15 protein-coding genes are annotated in these 14,423 nt (G+C 68.9%); 8 read left to right on the forward strand and 7 right to left on the reverse strand.

All coding sequences use genetic code 11. The features are described from left to right. Nucleotides 1-64: 64 nt before the first annotated feature. Nucleotides 65-487 (forward strand): GlcG/HbpS family heme-binding protein, encoded by a 423-nt coding sequence (locus SSP08S_RS40620; RefSeq protein WP_019073388.1) that lies wholly within the window; start codon nucleotides 65-67, stop codon nucleotides 485-487. Between the two features lie 69 nt (nucleotides 488-556). Here SSP08S_RS40620 and SSP08S_RS40625 read toward each other — a convergent pair whose 3' ends face one another. Next, nucleotides 557-1,432: a GNAT family N-acetyltransferase gene (locus SSP08S_RS40625; RefSeq protein ID WP_019073389.1), complete on the reverse strand. Its 876-nt coding sequence runs from the start codon at nucleotides 1,430-1,432 to the stop codon at nucleotides 557-559. Nucleotides 1,433-1,626: 194 nt separating this feature from the next. Between SSP08S_RS40625 and SSP08S_RS40630 the strand changes: the two genes are divergently transcribed. Beyond that, the gene (locus SSP08S_RS40630; protein WP_019073390.1) at nucleotides 1,627-2,262 is read left to right on the forward strand and encodes an HAD family hydrolase; all 636 of its coding nucleotides are present in this window, start codon (nucleotides 1,627-1,629) and stop codon (nucleotides 2,260-2,262) included. 454 nt (nucleotides 2,263-2,716) lie between these two features. Further along, nucleotides 2,717-4,387, forward strand: coding sequence for a globin domain-containing protein (locus tag SSP08S_RS60015; RefSeq protein WP_439654593.1), 1,671 nt, complete (start codon nucleotides 2,717-2,719; stop codon nucleotides 4,385-4,387). A gap of 16 nt (nucleotides 4,388-4,403) precedes the next feature. On the opposite strand, the gene SSP08S_RS40640 is transcribed toward SSP08S_RS60015, so the two are convergent. From SSP08S_RS40640 to SSP08S_RS40660, 5 genes are all read right to left on the reverse strand, one after another. Then, nucleotides 4,404-4,886: an NUDIX domain-containing protein gene (locus SSP08S_RS40640; protein ID WP_019073392.1), complete on the reverse strand. Its 483-nt coding sequence runs from the start codon at nucleotides 4,884-4,886 to the stop codon at nucleotides 4,404-4,406. 111 nt (nucleotides 4,887-4,997) lie between these two features. Next, a complete protein-coding gene (locus SSP08S_RS40645; RefSeq protein ID WP_019073393.1) occupies nucleotides 4,998-5,903 on the reverse strand; it encodes a LysR family transcriptional regulator in 906 nt (301 codons plus the stop codon). A gap of 228 nt (nucleotides 5,904-6,131) precedes the next feature. Continuing rightward, nucleotides 6,132-7,289 carry a cystathionine gamma-lyase gene (locus SSP08S_RS40650; protein ID WP_019073394.1) on the reverse strand — a complete coding sequence of 386 codons (1,158 nt, stop codon included), beginning with the start codon at nucleotides 7,287-7,289 and terminating at the stop codon, nucleotides 6,132-6,134. Next, entirely contained in the window at nucleotides 7,286-7,777 is a 492-nt protein-coding gene (locus SSP08S_RS40655; protein WP_019073395.1) for a low molecular weight protein-tyrosine-phosphatase, read from the reverse strand. Before SSP08S_RS40655 ends, SSP08S_RS40650 begins: the two co-directional genes overlap by 4 nt. Before the next feature lie 7 nt (nucleotides 7,778-7,784). Next, nucleotides 7,785-8,162 (reverse strand): phage holin family protein, encoded by a 378-nt coding sequence (locus SSP08S_RS40660; protein ID WP_019073396.1) that lies wholly within the window; start codon nucleotides 8,160-8,162, stop codon nucleotides 7,785-7,787. Between the two features lie 48 nt (nucleotides 8,163-8,210). Here SSP08S_RS40660 and SSP08S_RS40665 point away from each other — a divergent pair, with 48 nt between their 5' ends. From SSP08S_RS40665 to SSP08S_RS40680, 4 genes are all read left to right on the forward strand, one after another. Continuing rightward, nucleotides 8,211-8,528, forward strand: coding sequence for a cupin domain-containing protein (locus SSP08S_RS40665; RefSeq protein ID WP_019073397.1), 318 nt, complete (start codon nucleotides 8,211-8,213; stop codon nucleotides 8,526-8,528). 214 nt (nucleotides 8,529-8,742) lie between these two features. Then, nucleotides 8,743-8,955 carry a DUF5326 family protein gene (locus tag SSP08S_RS40670; RefSeq protein WP_019073398.1) on the forward strand — a complete coding sequence of 71 codons (213 nt, stop codon included), beginning with the start codon at nucleotides 8,743-8,745 and terminating at the stop codon, nucleotides 8,953-8,955. A 198-nt stretch (nucleotides 8,956-9,153) separates the two neighbouring features. Continuing rightward, a complete protein-coding gene (locus SSP08S_RS40675; protein ID WP_174479442.1) occupies nucleotides 9,154-10,062 on the forward strand; it encodes an IclR family transcriptional regulator in 909 nt (302 codons plus the stop codon). Between the two features lie 99 nt (nucleotides 10,063-10,161). Beyond that, nucleotides 10,162-10,599: an SsgA family sporulation/cell division regulator gene (locus SSP08S_RS40680; protein WP_019073400.1), complete on the forward strand. Its 438-nt coding sequence runs from the start codon at nucleotides 10,162-10,164 to the stop codon at nucleotides 10,597-10,599. A gap of 192 nt (nucleotides 10,600-10,791) precedes the next feature. Here the strand turns inward: SSP08S_RS40680 and SSP08S_RS40685 are convergent, their stop codons facing one another. Further along, on the reverse strand, nucleotides 10,792-12,294 hold the full coding sequence (locus tag SSP08S_RS40685) for a YibE/F family protein (protein WP_019073401.1): 1,503 nt from the start codon (nucleotides 12,292-12,294) through the stop codon (nucleotides 10,792-10,794). Nucleotides 12,295-12,547: 253 nt separating this feature from the next. On the opposite strand from SSP08S_RS40685, the gene thiC reads away from it, so the two are divergent. Further along, a complete protein-coding gene (gene thiC, locus SSP08S_RS40690) occupies nucleotides 12,548-14,386 on the forward strand; it encodes a phosphomethylpyrimidine synthase ThiC (RefSeq protein ID WP_019073402.1) in 1,839 nt (612 codons plus the stop codon). Nucleotides 14,387-14,423 lie beyond the last annotated feature (37 nt).

The raw sequence follows: 14,423 nt of genomic DNA on the forward strand, positions 1-14,423 counted from the left end.
CAGGGCCGTTCCCGTGACTTTCGACCGACACCACCACCAGCAACACCCGCAAGGAGAAACCCTGATGAGCACCACCACCGCCGTAGCCTCGCTGACCATCCAGGACGCCGAAGCCCTCGTCGACCAGGCCCGCCGTGCCGCGGAGGCCGCCGGAGTCACGGTCAGTGTCACCGTGCTGGACGCGGGCGGTCATCTGCTCGCCTTCCGGCGCGACGACCGGGCCGTGCTGATCTCCGGGGAGACCAGCACCCGCAAGGCGTACACCGCGCTTCAGCTGAACGCGGCCACCGCCGACCTCGTCGACGCGGTCCAGCCCGGCGGCCTCTTCCACACCCTGCCGACCGCACTCGACCGACCGCTGCTGTTCATCGCGGGCGGTGTCCCGGTGCACCGCGACGGTCGGCTGATCGGAGCGATCGGGGTCGGTGGCGGCGCGCCGTCGCAGGACCACGGTTTCGCCCAGGCCGCCGTGGAGGCACTCGTCTGACGTCCGAAGACGGCTGAGACGCCGGTTCCCGATCATGTCGGGAGCCGGCGTTTTCCATGCTCGAAGGTGTCAGCCGGCCGCGACCGTCAGGGGTGCGAACCGCCGCGTCCAGTCGCCGGGCAGCTCCGCGATCCCGTAGGTCATGACGGAGTTGGAGGCGCAGTACTCCAGGCCGCGTTCCTTCGCCCAGGACAGCAGGTCTTCGTGGCGTGCGTCGATGTCGGTGCGCAGAGGACGGTCGGTGCGGGCGGCGAGTGAGGCGAGGAGAGCCTTCGCCGTCTCCGAGTCCTGCGCGATCAGCGGGCCCACGACGTGTGTGTCCATGTTGGGCCAGGCCGCCGCGTACCCGATGATCCGGCCGTTGTCCTGTGCCACCCGCAACTGGTCGGCGAAGGCGGGCAGGCGGGTGATGAGCGGTGTGCGATCGGTGCCGAAGACCTCCTCGTCGAGCCGGAGGATGCCGGTGAGGTCCTCGGCCGTGGCCGCGCGGGTGGCGATCCGGGACTCGGGTCCGTCAGATCCATCCGGCGTGAAACGGCCGCGCAGCATCTCGGCTCGACCCGTCACCTTGAAGCCGAGTTCTTCGTAGAGCGGGCGCCCGTTCGGGGTCGCGTGCAGGGTCAGTGGCGTGGGGCCCAGCACTGACAGCAGGTGGCGCATCAGCCGGCGTCCCACGCCCTGGCGGGCATGTCGTTCGGCGACCAGGACCATGCCGATGGCGCTCAGATCCGGGCGGTCCTGCGGGCCGTACTCCGTGACGACGCACGCCGCGACAAGGCCGCCTTCCGGGCTGTCGATGCCGTACCCCGTCCCCGCGCTGAGGAGGAAGCCCCACTTGTGTTCCTCGCGTGGCCACCCCCGGTCCTCGGAAAGGTCGGCGCAGGCGATGCGATCGCGGAGTGTCAGCCGGCGGATGGGCAGAGCGGCGAGGGAATGAGTCGGCACGCAGGTCAGGCTGTCTGACTGCGATGTCGGCGTCCACCCGTTTCCGGGGAGACGTACTTGCTTTTGGCCATGTCGTGGCCGACCGCACCACACCTCGGCCGAAGCCGGATGTTTCACGTGAAACACCGGCGAACGGCGAGCATCGGGCAGGCTCGCGGAAGCTGCCACAGTTCCGCCGACTAACCTCGTGGCCCATGGCGAGACTTCATCTCTTCGACCTCGACGGCACTTTGCTGCACGGAACCAGCGCACCCCTGGAGATCTCACGTCAGCTCGGTCTGGAAGCCGAGACGGTGGAGCTTGAACAGGAGATCTCGGCCGGGCTGATCGGTCCGCCGGAGTATGCGACCCGTGTGTACGAGCTATGGGCGGATCTCAAGGAGGCCCATGTCGCGGCTGCCTTTGAAGAGGCCCCCTGGCTGGCGCGGATTCGTGAGGTCTGGGCCGAGATCAGGAGCGCCGGCGAATACTGCGCCGTCGTATCGCTCTCGCCCTCCTTCTTTGTGGAACGGCTCACGGGTTGGGGCGCGCACGCGGCACACGGATCTCTTTTCCCCGCTGTGCCCTTCACCGAGCCGTCGATGGACCTGGCCGGAGTCCTCAACGCCGCTGCCAAGGTGGTGATCGCGGATCGGCTCTGTGAGGAGTTCGGGGTGACGAGGGCGGACTGTGTCGCCTATGGCGACTCGATGTCGGACAAGGATCTGTTCGGCGCCGTGCCCGTCTCTGTCGCGGTGAACGCCGATCGGCATCTGGCGGGCCTTGCCACCCACTCCTATGCGGGGCGGGATCTGTGGGATGCCTACGAATTGGTGCGCGGCGCCCGGTAGTTGAGGGAATTGAGGGTTCGCGTCTCCCGCTGTTCGTGGGGGAGCCGGGCCGGACTTGTGCGCGCATCACGGGCCGGTATGGTCGACTCCGGTTCTTGTCCGCAGCGGGGCGCCGCAGGCGAGTACTGCGGGCAATGTCACATCTCGCCTTACTTGTCCGTACGCGGTGGGAATGTGGGTTGGATATGGCTGTATTGGCCGCTTGAACGAACGGGGAAGAGCAAGCAGTCCGCGCGGAACGCAGGCAGCTTCCGATGAAGGAAGCACGCCGACCGACCGAAAGATGTTCGAGGCGAGGCACACCATGGACGCTCCGACCACCACGTCGGCCGACAACGGCCCGTCCGGCGGCGGAGGCGGCAGCGGCGGAGGCGGCTGGTTCACGCCCCGCAAGCAGCCGGAGGTGCCTCCGGGCGAAGAGCGGGGGACGACCGGGGTGCGGCGTCCGGCCGTGATGCGCCCGGTCCGCAGGTCCGCGCCGGGTGCCAACGAGCGCCCGCCCGCAGAGAGTTCGGAGCGGTCCGCCCAGAGTGCCGAGGGCGTCGAGTCGGAGCCGGAGAGTCACGGTTCGCCGCAGGGCGTCCCGCCCGACCAGGAGCGAATATCGCCGGCTGCGACCACCCCCCAGCCCTTCACCCCGGCCCAGCCTCCGCCGCCCACGCCTCCGCAGCCCTTCGTTCCCGCTCAAGCCTCGCCTACGACACCTCCGCAACCCTTCGTTCCCGCCCAAGCCTCGTCCACGCCCCCTCCGCAGCCCTTCGCGCCTGCTCAAACCCCGCCTCCCACACCCCCGCCACCCGCCACACCTGCCCAGGCTCCGCCCCCCACGCCTCCGGCACCCGCCATGCAGGCCCAGGGACTGTCTCCCGCGCTCTCGTCGCCCTTCACGCCCGCGCAGGTTCTGCCTCCCGAGCCGTCGGCTCCCGCACCTGTCCCGCCCGTCGCCGCGACGGAATCGGCCGTCGTGAGGGTGCCCATCCAGCGCTCTTCCGGCACCGTCACCGAGAACGCCTCCCCAGACGCCGTACTCGTTCGCCGGACCATGGCCGAAGTCGCCCCGGTGGCCGACAAGGTCACCTCGTACTTCTACGCGCTGCTCTTCGTACGCCACCCCGAGCTGCGGTCGCTCTTCCCGGCGGCGATGGACACCCAGCGGGACCGGTTGCTGAAGGCGCTCCTCACCGCGGCCGAGCACATCGACAACACCGAGGTGCTCGTCGCGTATCTGCAGAACCTCGGCCGCGGGCACCGCAAGTACGGCACCCGGCCCGAGCACTACCCGGCCGTCGGCGAGTGCCTGATCGGTGCGCTGAACAAGTACGCCTCCGATGTGTGGGACGCCGAGACGGAGGCGGCCTGGGTCCGGGCGTACACGACGATCTCGCAGGTCATGATCGACGCGGCCGCCGCGGATGAACTGCGTGCACCGGCCTGGTGGAACGCGGAGGTCGTCGCCCACGATCTCAGGACCCGCGACATCGCGGTCGTCACCGTGCGCCCCGACCAGCCCTACCCCTTTCTCGCCGGGCAGTATACGAGCCTGGAGACACCCTGGTGGCCGCGAATATGGCGGCACTACTCCTTCGCCTCGGCGCCCCGCTCGGACGGACTGCTGACCTTCCATGTGAAGGCCGTCCCGGCGGGCTGGGTCTCGAACGCGCTGGTGCACCGTGCCCGGCCCGGCGACGTCATCCGGCTCGGTCCGCCGGCCGGCTCGATGACCGTGAACCACCGCACCGACAGCGGACTGCTCTGCCTGGGCGGCGGCACCGGCATAGCGCCGATCAAGGCACTGGTCGAGGACGTCGCCGAGCACGGCGAACGGCGGCCGGTGGAGGTCTTCTACGGAGCCCGTACCGACCACGACCTCTATGACATCGACACGATGCTCCGGCTCCAGCAGTCGTATCCCTGGCTCACGGTCCGGACGGTCGTCGACCAACAGGCACGTCTCCAACTCCCGGACGCCATAAGGACGTACGGGCCGTGGAGTGGGTACGACGCCTATGTCTCGGGCCCGCCCGGAATGATCCGCAGCGGTGTTGACGTTCTGAAGGACGTCGGTATCCCGGCGGATCGCATACGGCACGACTCGGTCGAGGAACTGGTGGCCACCGGGGACTGACCCGGCGCCGGAGAGGTCAGCCGAGGTCGGGGGCGTGCATCGCGCGGACCCCTTCGATGTTGCCGTCCAGATAGTGCCGTAGAGACAGGGGCACGAGGTGGACGGACGCGATGCCTACCCGGGTGAAGGGGACTCTGACGATCTCGTACTCGCCGAGGGGAGCGTCCACTTCGGGGCCGTGGCGCAGCGCCGGGTCCATGGACTCCAGGTGGCAGACGAAGAAGTGCTGGACCTTCACGCCGGTCGCGGTGGCGTCCGCGCCGATGTGCTCGACGGTGTCCACGAAGCAGGGGACCACGTCAGTGATCTTGGCGCCGAGCTCCTCGTGCACCTCGCGGTGCAGGGCATCGACGACGGTGGTGTCCTCGGGCTCGACCCCGCCACCGGGCGTGACCCAGTAGGGATCCACACCGGGCTTGGTGCGCTTGATCAGGATCAGGTCGTCGCCGTCGAGGAGGACGGCACGTGCGGTGCGCTTGACCACGGGTCGGACGGTCATGGGAGAAATGTGGCCCGGCTGGTTCCACGTGAAACATCGCGAAACGTCACCTGGGTGGTTCAGAGCGTGACATTCGGCGGCGTCGACGCGAAGCGACGACAAAGTCCCTGGTCAGCCCCATACGGTGGCCGCGCGGTGCAGCCACTCGTGGGCCCGGGCGATGTGCGGCATCGCGAGAGTTCCGGTGCGCACGACCAGGAAATACGTCCGCAGCGGTGGCACCGTCGGCTCGTGGAGCGGGACGACCTCACCGCGCTCCAGTGCGAGGGCGCACAGATAGCGGGGCAGCACCGCGAGTCCGGCGCCCGCGCCGGCGCAGGCGAGCACCGCGCGGAGATCTGGCACGATGACCGTGCCCGAGGCGGCCGGACGGGAGTCGAAGACGGACGCCCAGTACCGGGAGACGAAGGGCAGTGACTCGTGGACCTCGATCAGGGGGAGATCGTCCAGAGCGGGCGCGTCCTTGGGATCGGGGTTCGCGGAGCCGATCCGCTCGGCCCAGCGCGGAGCGGCGACGAGGATGTGCTCCTCGTCGCAGAGCGTTGTCGCCGTGAGCAGGGCACCCCGCGGACGGGCCGTGCTGATGGCCAGATCATGATGTCCGGCGGCCAGCCCCTCCAGGGTTTCCTCGGCGTTCCCGAAGGACGCACGCAGTGCGAAGGGCTGGCCGTCGTCGCCGGTCAGCTCCGTGAGGGCGGGCAGCGCCCGCTCGGCGGTGAACTCGGGGGGTCCGGCGAGATGCAGGGTGCGCAAGGAGGCGTCGTTGTCGGGGCCGGTCTCGGCTATCTCCACGAGGGCGTCTAGATGCGGCGCGGCCTTGTGCGCGAGTTCGTCGCCCATGGTCGTGGGGGTGACTCCACGGGCCTGGCGCAGGAACAAGGGGCGGCCCAACTGCCGTTCCAGGGTGCGGATCTGGGACGTCACTGCGGGCTGGGAGAGGCCGAGGAGCGCTGCGGCGCGGGTGAAGGAGCCGGCCCGGTGCACGGTCACGAAGGTGCGCAGCAAGGCCAGATCCATGGCACGCACTCTCCTTTCCCCGCCCTTCCTCCGGCCCCGGGCAGGGCCCAACTATAAATAAGTCGATAGGTCTCTGTCGCTACTGTGATTGGACACTGACACAGAGTCAACTAGCCTTGGGCGCGCGGTTCTTCGCGCGCAGAACCGAGGACGGTCCGAGCCACGAGGGGGGAGGCTCGGACCGTCCGTTGTGCGTAGCCGGACACCGACCGGCGGTACGTAAAGCGGTCACCGCGCCGACTCCTCCAGCGCACGCAGCACATCGGCCACCAGGTCCTCGGGATCTTCGGCGCCCACCGAGAAGCGAACGAAGCCCTCCGGCACCGCGTCCCCGCCCCAGCGTCCCCGGCGTTCGGCGGTCGACCGCACCCCGCCGAAACTCGTCGCGTCGTCCACGAGCCGCAGCGCGTCGAGAAAACGCTCGGCACGCGCGCGCGTGGGCAACGTGAACGAAACCACACACCCGTAGCGCCGCATCTGCCGCGAGGCGACCTTGTGCGAGGGATCGTCGGGCAGCCCCGGATAGCGCAGCCCCGTCACCTCGTCCCGCCCCCGCAGGGCCTCGGCGAGGATCAGCGCGGTGGTGTCCTGCCGGTCCACGCGCAGCTGGAGCGTGGCGATCGAGCGGTGCGCGAGCCAGGCCTCCATGGGCCCGGGAATCGCGCCGACGACCTTGCGCCAACGGCGTACGGCGGTCATCGCGGCGGCGTCGGTTCCGGCGACGTAGCCGAGAAGGATGTCCCCGTGCCCGGTGAGCTGCTTGGTGCCGCTCGCCACGGCGAAGTCGGCGCCGAGCTCCAGCGGGCGCTGTCCCAGGGGTGTGGCGAGGGTGTTGTCGACGGCCACGAGGGCGCCACGCGCGTGTGCCGCCTCGACGAGCCGGCGGATGTCGCAGACGTCGAGTCCGGGGTTCGAGGGGGTCTCGAGCCACAGCAGTTTCGCGCCGTCGAGGAGGTCGAGCTGGGCGTCCCCGCCGGTCGGCGCGGTCCGCACCTCGATGCCGTACGCCTCCAACTGGGCGCGCACCAGGGGCAGTACCTGGTATCCGTCGTTCGGCAGGACGACCGTGTCGCCGGCGCGCAGCTGGGAGAAGAGCACCGCCGAGATGGCGGCCATCCCGGAGGCGAACGCGAGCGTCTCGACACCGTCGCGCCCCGGGGCCTCCAGCTCGCCGATGGCGCGCTCCAGGTGGGTCCAGGTCGGGTTGTCGTCGCGGCCATAGCTGTACGGGCCCGCCACCTCGCCAGGGAGGTGGAAGTGCGCGGCGAACACCGGTCCGGGGAGCGTCGGTTCGTATTTGACCGACTCGGGCAGACCGGCGCGCACCGCGCGCGTGCCGTCCCCGGCGCCGTCTCCGACGCCTCCGTCTGCGGCGGAATCACTCATATCGCTCGTCCTTCCACTTCCTCGCGTACCGCGGCGAGCAGACCCTCGCTCGCCGCCTCCACCATCTCAAGACACTCCTCGAAGCCGTCCAGACCCCCGTAGTACGGGTCCGGTACGTCGAGGTCGGCGCCGGCGGCGGGGTCGTAGGAGCGGAGCAGATGGACCTTCTCGGCGTCCTGCTCGGTCGGGGCGAGGTGGCGCAGGGGCTTGCGGTGGCCGGAGTCGAGGGCGATGACGAGATCCAGGCGGGCGAACCGGGAGGCCTGGAACTGGCGTGCGACATGGTCGGTCCCGTAGCCGTGCTCCGCCAGGACGGCGACGGCGCGCGGGTCGGCGCCGTCGCCCTCGTGCCAGCCACCGGTGCCCGCGCTCTCGACCTCGACCCGATCGCCGAGCCCGGCCTCCTCCACCCGCGCGCGGAAGACCGATTCGGCCATCGGGGAGCGGCAGATGTTGCCGGTGCAGACGAAGCTGACGCGGTAGGTCATCGCGCGCTCAGTCCCCGTCGGGGAGGGCGAGGTTGAGCGCCCAGGAGACGACCGAGATGATCAGGCCGCCCAGGACGGCGGTCCAGAAGCCGTCGACGTGGAAACTCAGGTCGAGCTTGTCGGCCAGCCACGAGGTGAGCAGCAGCATCAGCGCGTTGACCACCAGGGTGATCAGACCGAGCGTCAGGATGAACAGCGGGAAGGTCAGCACCTTGACGATCGGCTTGACCAGGAAGTTCACCAGGCCGAAGACCAGGGCGACCAGGATCAGGGTCCAGACCTTCTTGAAGGTGCTGTCGCCGGTCAGGGTGATCTTGTCGATGAGCCATACGGCGACCGCCAGGGCACCCGCGTTGGCGATCGTCTTGACTAGGAAATTCTTCATGTGTCTGATCGTGACAGAAGAGATCGACTCCGAGCGTGGACGAGGGCGATGAAGGCATTCCGGTTGGATGAACTGGAGGCGGAGCGTGCCGCCAACGACGGCGCATACCTGCAGTTCCTGCGCGAGAAGAACATGTCGGTCGGCCTCTACGCGCTCGACGCGGGCGATCACGACCGGCAGCAGCCGCACAACCAGGACGAGGTGTACTTCGTCGTGAGCGGCCGGGCCGCGATCACCGTCGGCATGGAGACCACCCAGGTGGCGCGCGGCAGCGTGGTCTATGTGCCGGCCGGGGTGGCCCACAAGTTCCACCACATCAGCGAGGACCTGCGGGTGCTGGTGGTGTTCTCGCCGCCGGAGGCCTGATCCCGCCGGAGGCTCGACTCTCCCCCGTAAGCCTGATGCCGCGTCTCAGGGTTCCCTAGGGGAACGGTCAGGGGAGGACAAGGGATGCGAGGCCCCCGTTCCGCCTTCGGCCGCCCTAGCATCGGGTGCAGGACATCAGAGGTCCGGCACAGCAGTGACGGACACCGACAGGACCCGGTACGAGCGACGGGCGGAGAGGTAAAGGACGAGGGCGATGCGAGAGATCTTCGGCGGACTGCCGTGGTGGGTGAAGTGGGTCGCGGTGCCGGTCATCGCCCTGGTCGTGTTCGGCGGGCTGATAACGGCCGTTCTGACGGTCGTCATCGGACTGCTCTTCAAGGCACTGGTCTTCGTGGCGCTGGTCGGCGGACTGATCTACGTCGTGCGGAAGTTCACGGCGGGTTCCTCCTCACGCAGCGACTGGTGAGGCTCTGCTGGGCAACCGGTGATCGGTAACAGGAATCACCGGTTCCCTCGGGCGGGGGAAGTTTTCCGGACAGGCCGTCTGCGGGCGGTGGCGGGCGGTTACAGTCCGGAATTCGACGCGGGGACGAACCCCGCGGGCGGCGCACCCCCTCCCCGTGTTCCCCGCACGGGCTGCCCCCTCGCGCTCCGGAAGTGACCCTTGGCCACGGTTGACACCGCACCCGTAGAACCGCACGCACCCCCCACCCAGCCCGGCCCGCCGACCTGGCCGAGTTCAGTGGCGATCCCCGCACAACTGCGTCCCGTGGCGACCCCGCCGCGGCAGCGCTCCGCGACAGCCCCCGAGCGGCAGCCCCAGCCCGCCGCCACCCTCATCGGATCCGTCCAGCGGGCGATGCGGCTGCTGGAGTCCGTGGCCGCGCACGAACACGGGGCCCCCGCGAAGCAGTTGGCCCGTGAGACCGGCCTCGCGCTTCCCACGGCGTACCACCTGCTGCGCACCCTCGTGCACGAGGGCTATCTCCGCCGTGACAAAGGGCTGTTCTTCCTCGGCGAAGCGGCCGAGAGGCTGAGCAGCAGCGGGGCGCAGGAGAAACGTCGCAGCACGCTAGTGGACGCGCTGGCGGCCTGGCGGGATTCGATCGGTGTTCCGGTCTACTACGCGATGTACCGCGACGGCGAGATCGAGGTCATGTGCGTCTCCGACAGCCCCGGCAACCCGGCGGTCGAGGAGTGGGCCGACTTCCGTGAGACGGGGCACGCGCACGCGATCGGCCAGTGTCTGCTGGCCCAACTGGACGAGGACGCCCGACGCGACCACCTCGACCGCTACCCCGCGCAGTCACTCACGCCGTACACCGTGCGGGACGGTCACGCCCTGCTGCGGCGGCTGGAGCGGATGCGGCGGATGGAGCTGGTGGTGGAGCGTCAGGAGTACGCGCTGGGGACGGTCTGCGCGGCGATTCCGATCACGCTCGGCAGTACGGCGGCCACGATGGCCATTTCTCTCCCCTCGCATCAGGCCGACCGTCTGCCGGCCGCTGCCCTGGAGTTGCAGACCGAGGTGGGCAGGCTGCTGGGGTCGCTCGCGCTCTCTATCAGTATCTGAAAACTTACTCCTTGTGATCTGTTGTGTACGTTCAGCAATATTCCTTCAGTGTCACAGGGATCATTCCCAGCCAGTCGGCGGCAATTGACGGGATAGGCGATGCGCGAGTCCGTACAGGCAGAGGTCATGATGAGCTTCCTCGTCTCCGAGGAGCTCTCCTTCCGTATCCCGGTCGAACTGGGCTACGAGACGTGCGATCCGTACGCCGTACGGCTGACCTTCCATTTGCCGGGCGATGCCCCGGTGACCTGGGCCTTCGGCCGGGAGCTGCTGATCGACGGGGTGGGCCGGGCGTCCGGGGACGGCGATGTGCGGATCGAGCCCGTCGATCCCGAGACGCTGGGCGAAGTGCTGATCAGGCTTCAGGTGGGCGGCGACCAGGCGCTGTTCCGTACCGGCGCGGCCCCGCTCGTGGCGTTCCTCGACCGCACCGACCGGCTGGTTCCGCTCGGTCAGGAGGGTGCGCTCGCGGATTTCGACGCCCACCTCGACGAGGCACTGGACCGCATCCTGGCGGAGGAGCAGAGCGCCGGCTGAAGCGTTCCCATGGCTGTGGGGGGAGTTGGCGTAACGCTTCGCCACGGGGCCCGAAGTCCCTGGAGGCATCTGTGACGCTCTGAAAGGCGTGCGGGGCCGCGAGGGTCCGGGAGCGGTCCGGGGAAGTCCGGGACGGGCCCTGGAGTCGCAGGAACGCTTCTGCGTGGCTCCCTGCGGCAGATCTCGCCGTCCTCAGTGCTTGCGGCGCCGACCCTTCCCGCCGCGCGCCGGCGCCGGCTTGGCGCCGGGGGCTGTCGCGGGCCCGGCACCCGGCCCCGCCGTGGCCGCCGCCGCAACCCCCGCCGGAGCCGTTTCGCGTCCCGGTCGGTCCGCCGAGACCACCAGGGCAGCGAGCGCCGTGGTGACCGGCACCGAGGCGACCAGGCCGATCGAGCCCACCAGCGTGCGCACGATCTCCTCGGCGACCAACTCGCTGTTGGCCACCGACCCCACGCTGCTCTGCGCGATGGAGAAGAGCAGCAGCAACGGCAGGGCGGCGCCCGCGTAGGCGAGGACGAGCGTGTTGACCACGGACGCGATGTGGTCGCGGCCGATCCGGATACCGGCGCGGTACAGCCCGCGCCAGCCCATCGCCGGGTTGGCCTCGTGCAGTTCCCAGACCGCCGAGGTCTGCGTGACCGTCACATCGTCGAGCACACCGAGCGAACCGATGATGACGCCGGCGAGCAGCAGACCGCTCATGTCGATCGACGGGTACAGCCCGTGGATCAGGCCCGTGTTGTCGTCCGTGTTGCCGGTCAGCGCGGCCCAGTCGATGAACCCCGAACCCAGGACACCGATCAGCACCAGCGACATCAGCGTGCCGAGCACCGCCACGGACGTACGGGCCGAAAGCCCGTGGCACATGTAGAGGGCGATCAGCATGATGGCGCTCGATCCGACCACCGCCACGATCAGCGGGTTCGAGCCGTGCAGGATCGCGGGCAGGATGAAGAAGTTGAGGATCATGAAGCTGATGGCCAGCGCGATCAGCGCCATGACACCGCGCAGCCGGCCCACCACCACGACGGCCAGCGCGAAGATGCCGGCGAGCAGCGCCATCGGGAACTTACGGTTCACATCGGTGACCGAGTACTGCAGATCCCTGGGCGCGGAGGGCTCGTAGGCGACCACGACCTTCTCGCCCTGGTGCAACTGCCGTGACTGGTCGGGCTGCACGATCTCCGTGAACGTACGGCCCTTGTCCTTGCCGGTACTGACCGTGACCGTGGCCTTCTTGCAGGTGCCGCCCGCTTCCTGTGCCGCTGAGGAGCCCTCGGCCGTGGAGGTGTCCCCGGTCGCGCCCCCGCCCGAGGCGTTCACCGAGGCGCAGCTCACGCTGACGACCTTGGTGACCGTCGCCTGCTGCGTCTGCCGGTCGAAACCGACCCCGGTGCGCTTGTGCGACGGTGCGCCGCCGGGCCACAGCACGACCATCCCGACCACAACCGCCACCGTGAACGGGATCAGGATCGCCGCGATCACCTTCCGGAGGTGACGGGAGACGGGGGCTGCCGGGCCATGACTGTGCGAGTGACCGTGTCCGCCGCCCGCGCCGGAGCCGTGCCCGCCGTCGCCGTGGGAGCCGTGGTCGTCCCCGGACCCGGAACCGTGGTTGCCATCGGAACCGTGGCCGTGGTCATGGCCATGCGGCGGCCCGGTGGGCGGGTACGGGGGCTGCTGCGTCGTGGTCACCGACCGATCATCGCAAGAACGCCGGAGGCCCACTGTTCACCGCGCCACATATGACGCTAGCGTGGAGGCACCTTTGCACACGCGGGAGCTCGGAGCACCGGGCTGAGAGGGCGCTGACCTCCGTCTCTGCGATGTTTCACGGGAAACGTCACCTGTATCGAGTGATGTTTCACATGAAACATCGGCTGACGGAAGCCGCTGCGTCGACCGCCGAACCTGTTACCGGGTAATGCCGGCGTAGGGAGTAGGTCTCATGACCAACAAGGACGCACGCACGCCTGCCTTCAGCCAGGACGAACAGCCCATTCCGGGCGAGGAGTTCGCACGGGCCGAGCAGCCGACGGGGGCCGAGGAGTCCCCTGAGGCCGGGAAGTCCGCCGGCTGGCACAAGGGGTATGTCGAGGGCTCGCGCCCCGATCTGCGGGTGCCGGTCCGTCAGGTGCACCTCACCAACGGACAGTCCGTGACGCTGTACGACACCTCCGGCCCGTACACCGATCCGCTCGTCGACACCGACGTCCGCAGGGGGCTGGCCCCGCTGCGGGAGAACTGGATCATCGCCCGGGGCGACACCGAGGAGTACGCGGGCCGTCCCGTCCGCCCCGAGGACGACGGAATCAAGCACACGTCACCGCGCGGTGGACTCCGCAACCTCGACGCGGTGTTTCCGGGCCGCCCCCGGCAGCCGCGCCGAGGACGCGACGGCACGGCGGTGACTCAACTCGCCTACGCGCGACGGGGCGAGATCACACCCGAGATGGAGTTCGTGGCCGTACGGGAGAAGGTCTCGCCGGAGGTGGTCCGGGAGGAGATCGCGGCCGGGCGTGCGGTGCTGCCGGCCAACGTCAACCACCCCGAGATCGAGCCGATGATCATCGGCAAGCGGTTCCTGGTGAAGGTCAACGCCAACATCGGCAATTCCGCGGTCACTTCCTCCATCGAGGAGGAGGTCGAGAAGATGACCTGGGCGACTCGCTGGGGCGCCGACACGGTCATGGACCTGTCCACCGGCCGCAATATCCACACCACCCGCGAGTGGGTGCTGCGCAACTCCCCCGTCCCCATCGGCACGGTGCCGCTCTACCAGGCGCTCGAAAAGGTCGACGGCCGTGCCGAGGAGCTGACCTGGGAGATCTACAAGGACACGGTCGTCGAACAGGCCGAACAGGGCGTGGACTACATGACCGTCCACGCGGGCGTACGGCTGCCGTTCGTACCGCTGACGGCGAACCGCAAGACCGGCATCGTCTCGCGCGGCGGCTCGATCATGGCGGCCTGGTGCCTGGCGCACCACAAGGAATCGTTCCTCTACGAGAACTTCGAGGAACTCTGCGAGATCCTCGCCGCCTACGACGTCACGTACTCGCTGGGCGACGGTCTGCGGCCGGGGTCGATCGCGGACGCCAACGACGAGGCACAGTTCGCCGAGTTGAGGACTCTCGGGGAACTCAACACGATCGCGAAGCGTTTCAACGTACAGACCATGATCGAGGGCCCGGGACATGTCCCGATGCACAAGATCAAGGAGAACATCGACCTTCAGCAGGAGATCTGTGATGAGGCTCCGTTCTATACGCTCGGCCCGCTGACGACTGACGTCGCGCCTGCGTACGACCACATCACTTCTGGCATCGGTGCCGCGATGATCGCCTGGTGGGGCACGGCCATGCTCTGCTATGTCACGCCCAAGGAGCACTTGGGCCTGCCCAATCGTGACGACGTCAAGACCGGCGTCATCACCTACAAGATCGCCGCCCACGCAGCCGACCTCGCCAAGGGGCACCCAGGTGCACAGGAGTGGGACGACGCGCTGTCCGACGCCCGCTTCGAGTTCCGCTGGGAGGACCAGTTCAACCTGGCCCTCGACCCGGTCACGGCACGGGAGTTCCACGACGAGACGCTGCCGGCGGAGCCGGCCAAGACGGCGCACTTCTGCTCGATGTGCGGGCCGAAGTTCTGCTCGATGAAGATCTCCCAGGACATTCGCCGTGAACACGGCGGTACCAAGGCGGAGGTCGAGGAGGGCATGGCGCGGAAGTCGAAGGAGTTCGCGGCGGCGGGCAACCGGGTGTATCTGCCGATCGCCGACTGACGACGACCGGCCGGGTCGGACACGGTCCAGCAGGGTG

The organism is Streptomyces hokutonensis (genome assembly GCF_000376565.1).
GTDB lineage: Bacteria > Actinomycetota > Actinomycetes > Streptomycetales > Streptomycetaceae > Streptomyces > Streptomyces hokutonensis.

Coding starts and splice junctions, on each gene's coding strand:
- SSP08S_RS60015 (WP_439654593.1), top strand. CDS start 2,717: ATGCGCCCGGTCCGCAGGTCCGCGCCGGGTGCCAACGAGCGCCCGCCC.
- SSP08S_RS40620 (WP_019073388.1), top strand. CDS start 65: ATGAGCACCACCACCGCCGTAGCCTCGCTGACCATCCAGGACGCCGAA.
- SSP08S_RS40645 (WP_019073393.1), bottom strand. CDS start 5,903: ATGGATCTGGCCTTGCTGCGCACCTTCGTGACCGTGCACCGGGCCGGC.
- thiC (WP_019073402.1), top strand. CDS start 12,548: ATGACCAACAAGGACGCACGCACGCCTGCCTTCAGCCAGGACGAACAG.
- SSP08S_RS40680 (WP_019073400.1), top strand. CDS start 10,162: ATGCGCGAGTCCGTACAGGCAGAGGTCATGATGAGCTTCCTCGTCTCC.
- SSP08S_RS40630 (WP_019073390.1), top strand. CDS start 1,627: ATGGCGAGACTTCATCTCTTCGACCTCGACGGCACTTTGCTGCACGGA.
- SSP08S_RS40650 (WP_019073394.1), bottom strand. CDS start 7,289: ATGAGTGATTCCGCCGCAGACGGAGGCGTCGGAGACGGCGCCGGGGAC.
- SSP08S_RS40670 (WP_019073398.1), top strand. CDS start 8,743: ATGCGAGAGATCTTCGGCGGACTGCCGTGGTGGGTGAAGTGGGTCGCG.
- SSP08S_RS40665 (WP_019073397.1), top strand. CDS start 8,211: ATGAAGGCATTCCGGTTGGATGAACTGGAGGCGGAGCGTGCCGCCAAC.
- SSP08S_RS40655 (WP_019073395.1), bottom strand. CDS start 7,777: ATGACCTACCGCGTCAGCTTCGTCTGCACCGGCAACATCTGCCGCTCC.
- SSP08S_RS40640 (WP_019073392.1), bottom strand. CDS start 4,886: ATGACCGTCCGACCCGTGGTCAAGCGCACCGCACGTGCCGTCCTCCTC.
- SSP08S_RS40660 (WP_019073396.1), bottom strand. CDS start 8,162: ATGAAGAATTTCCTAGTCAAGACGATCGCCAACGCGGGTGCCCTGGCG.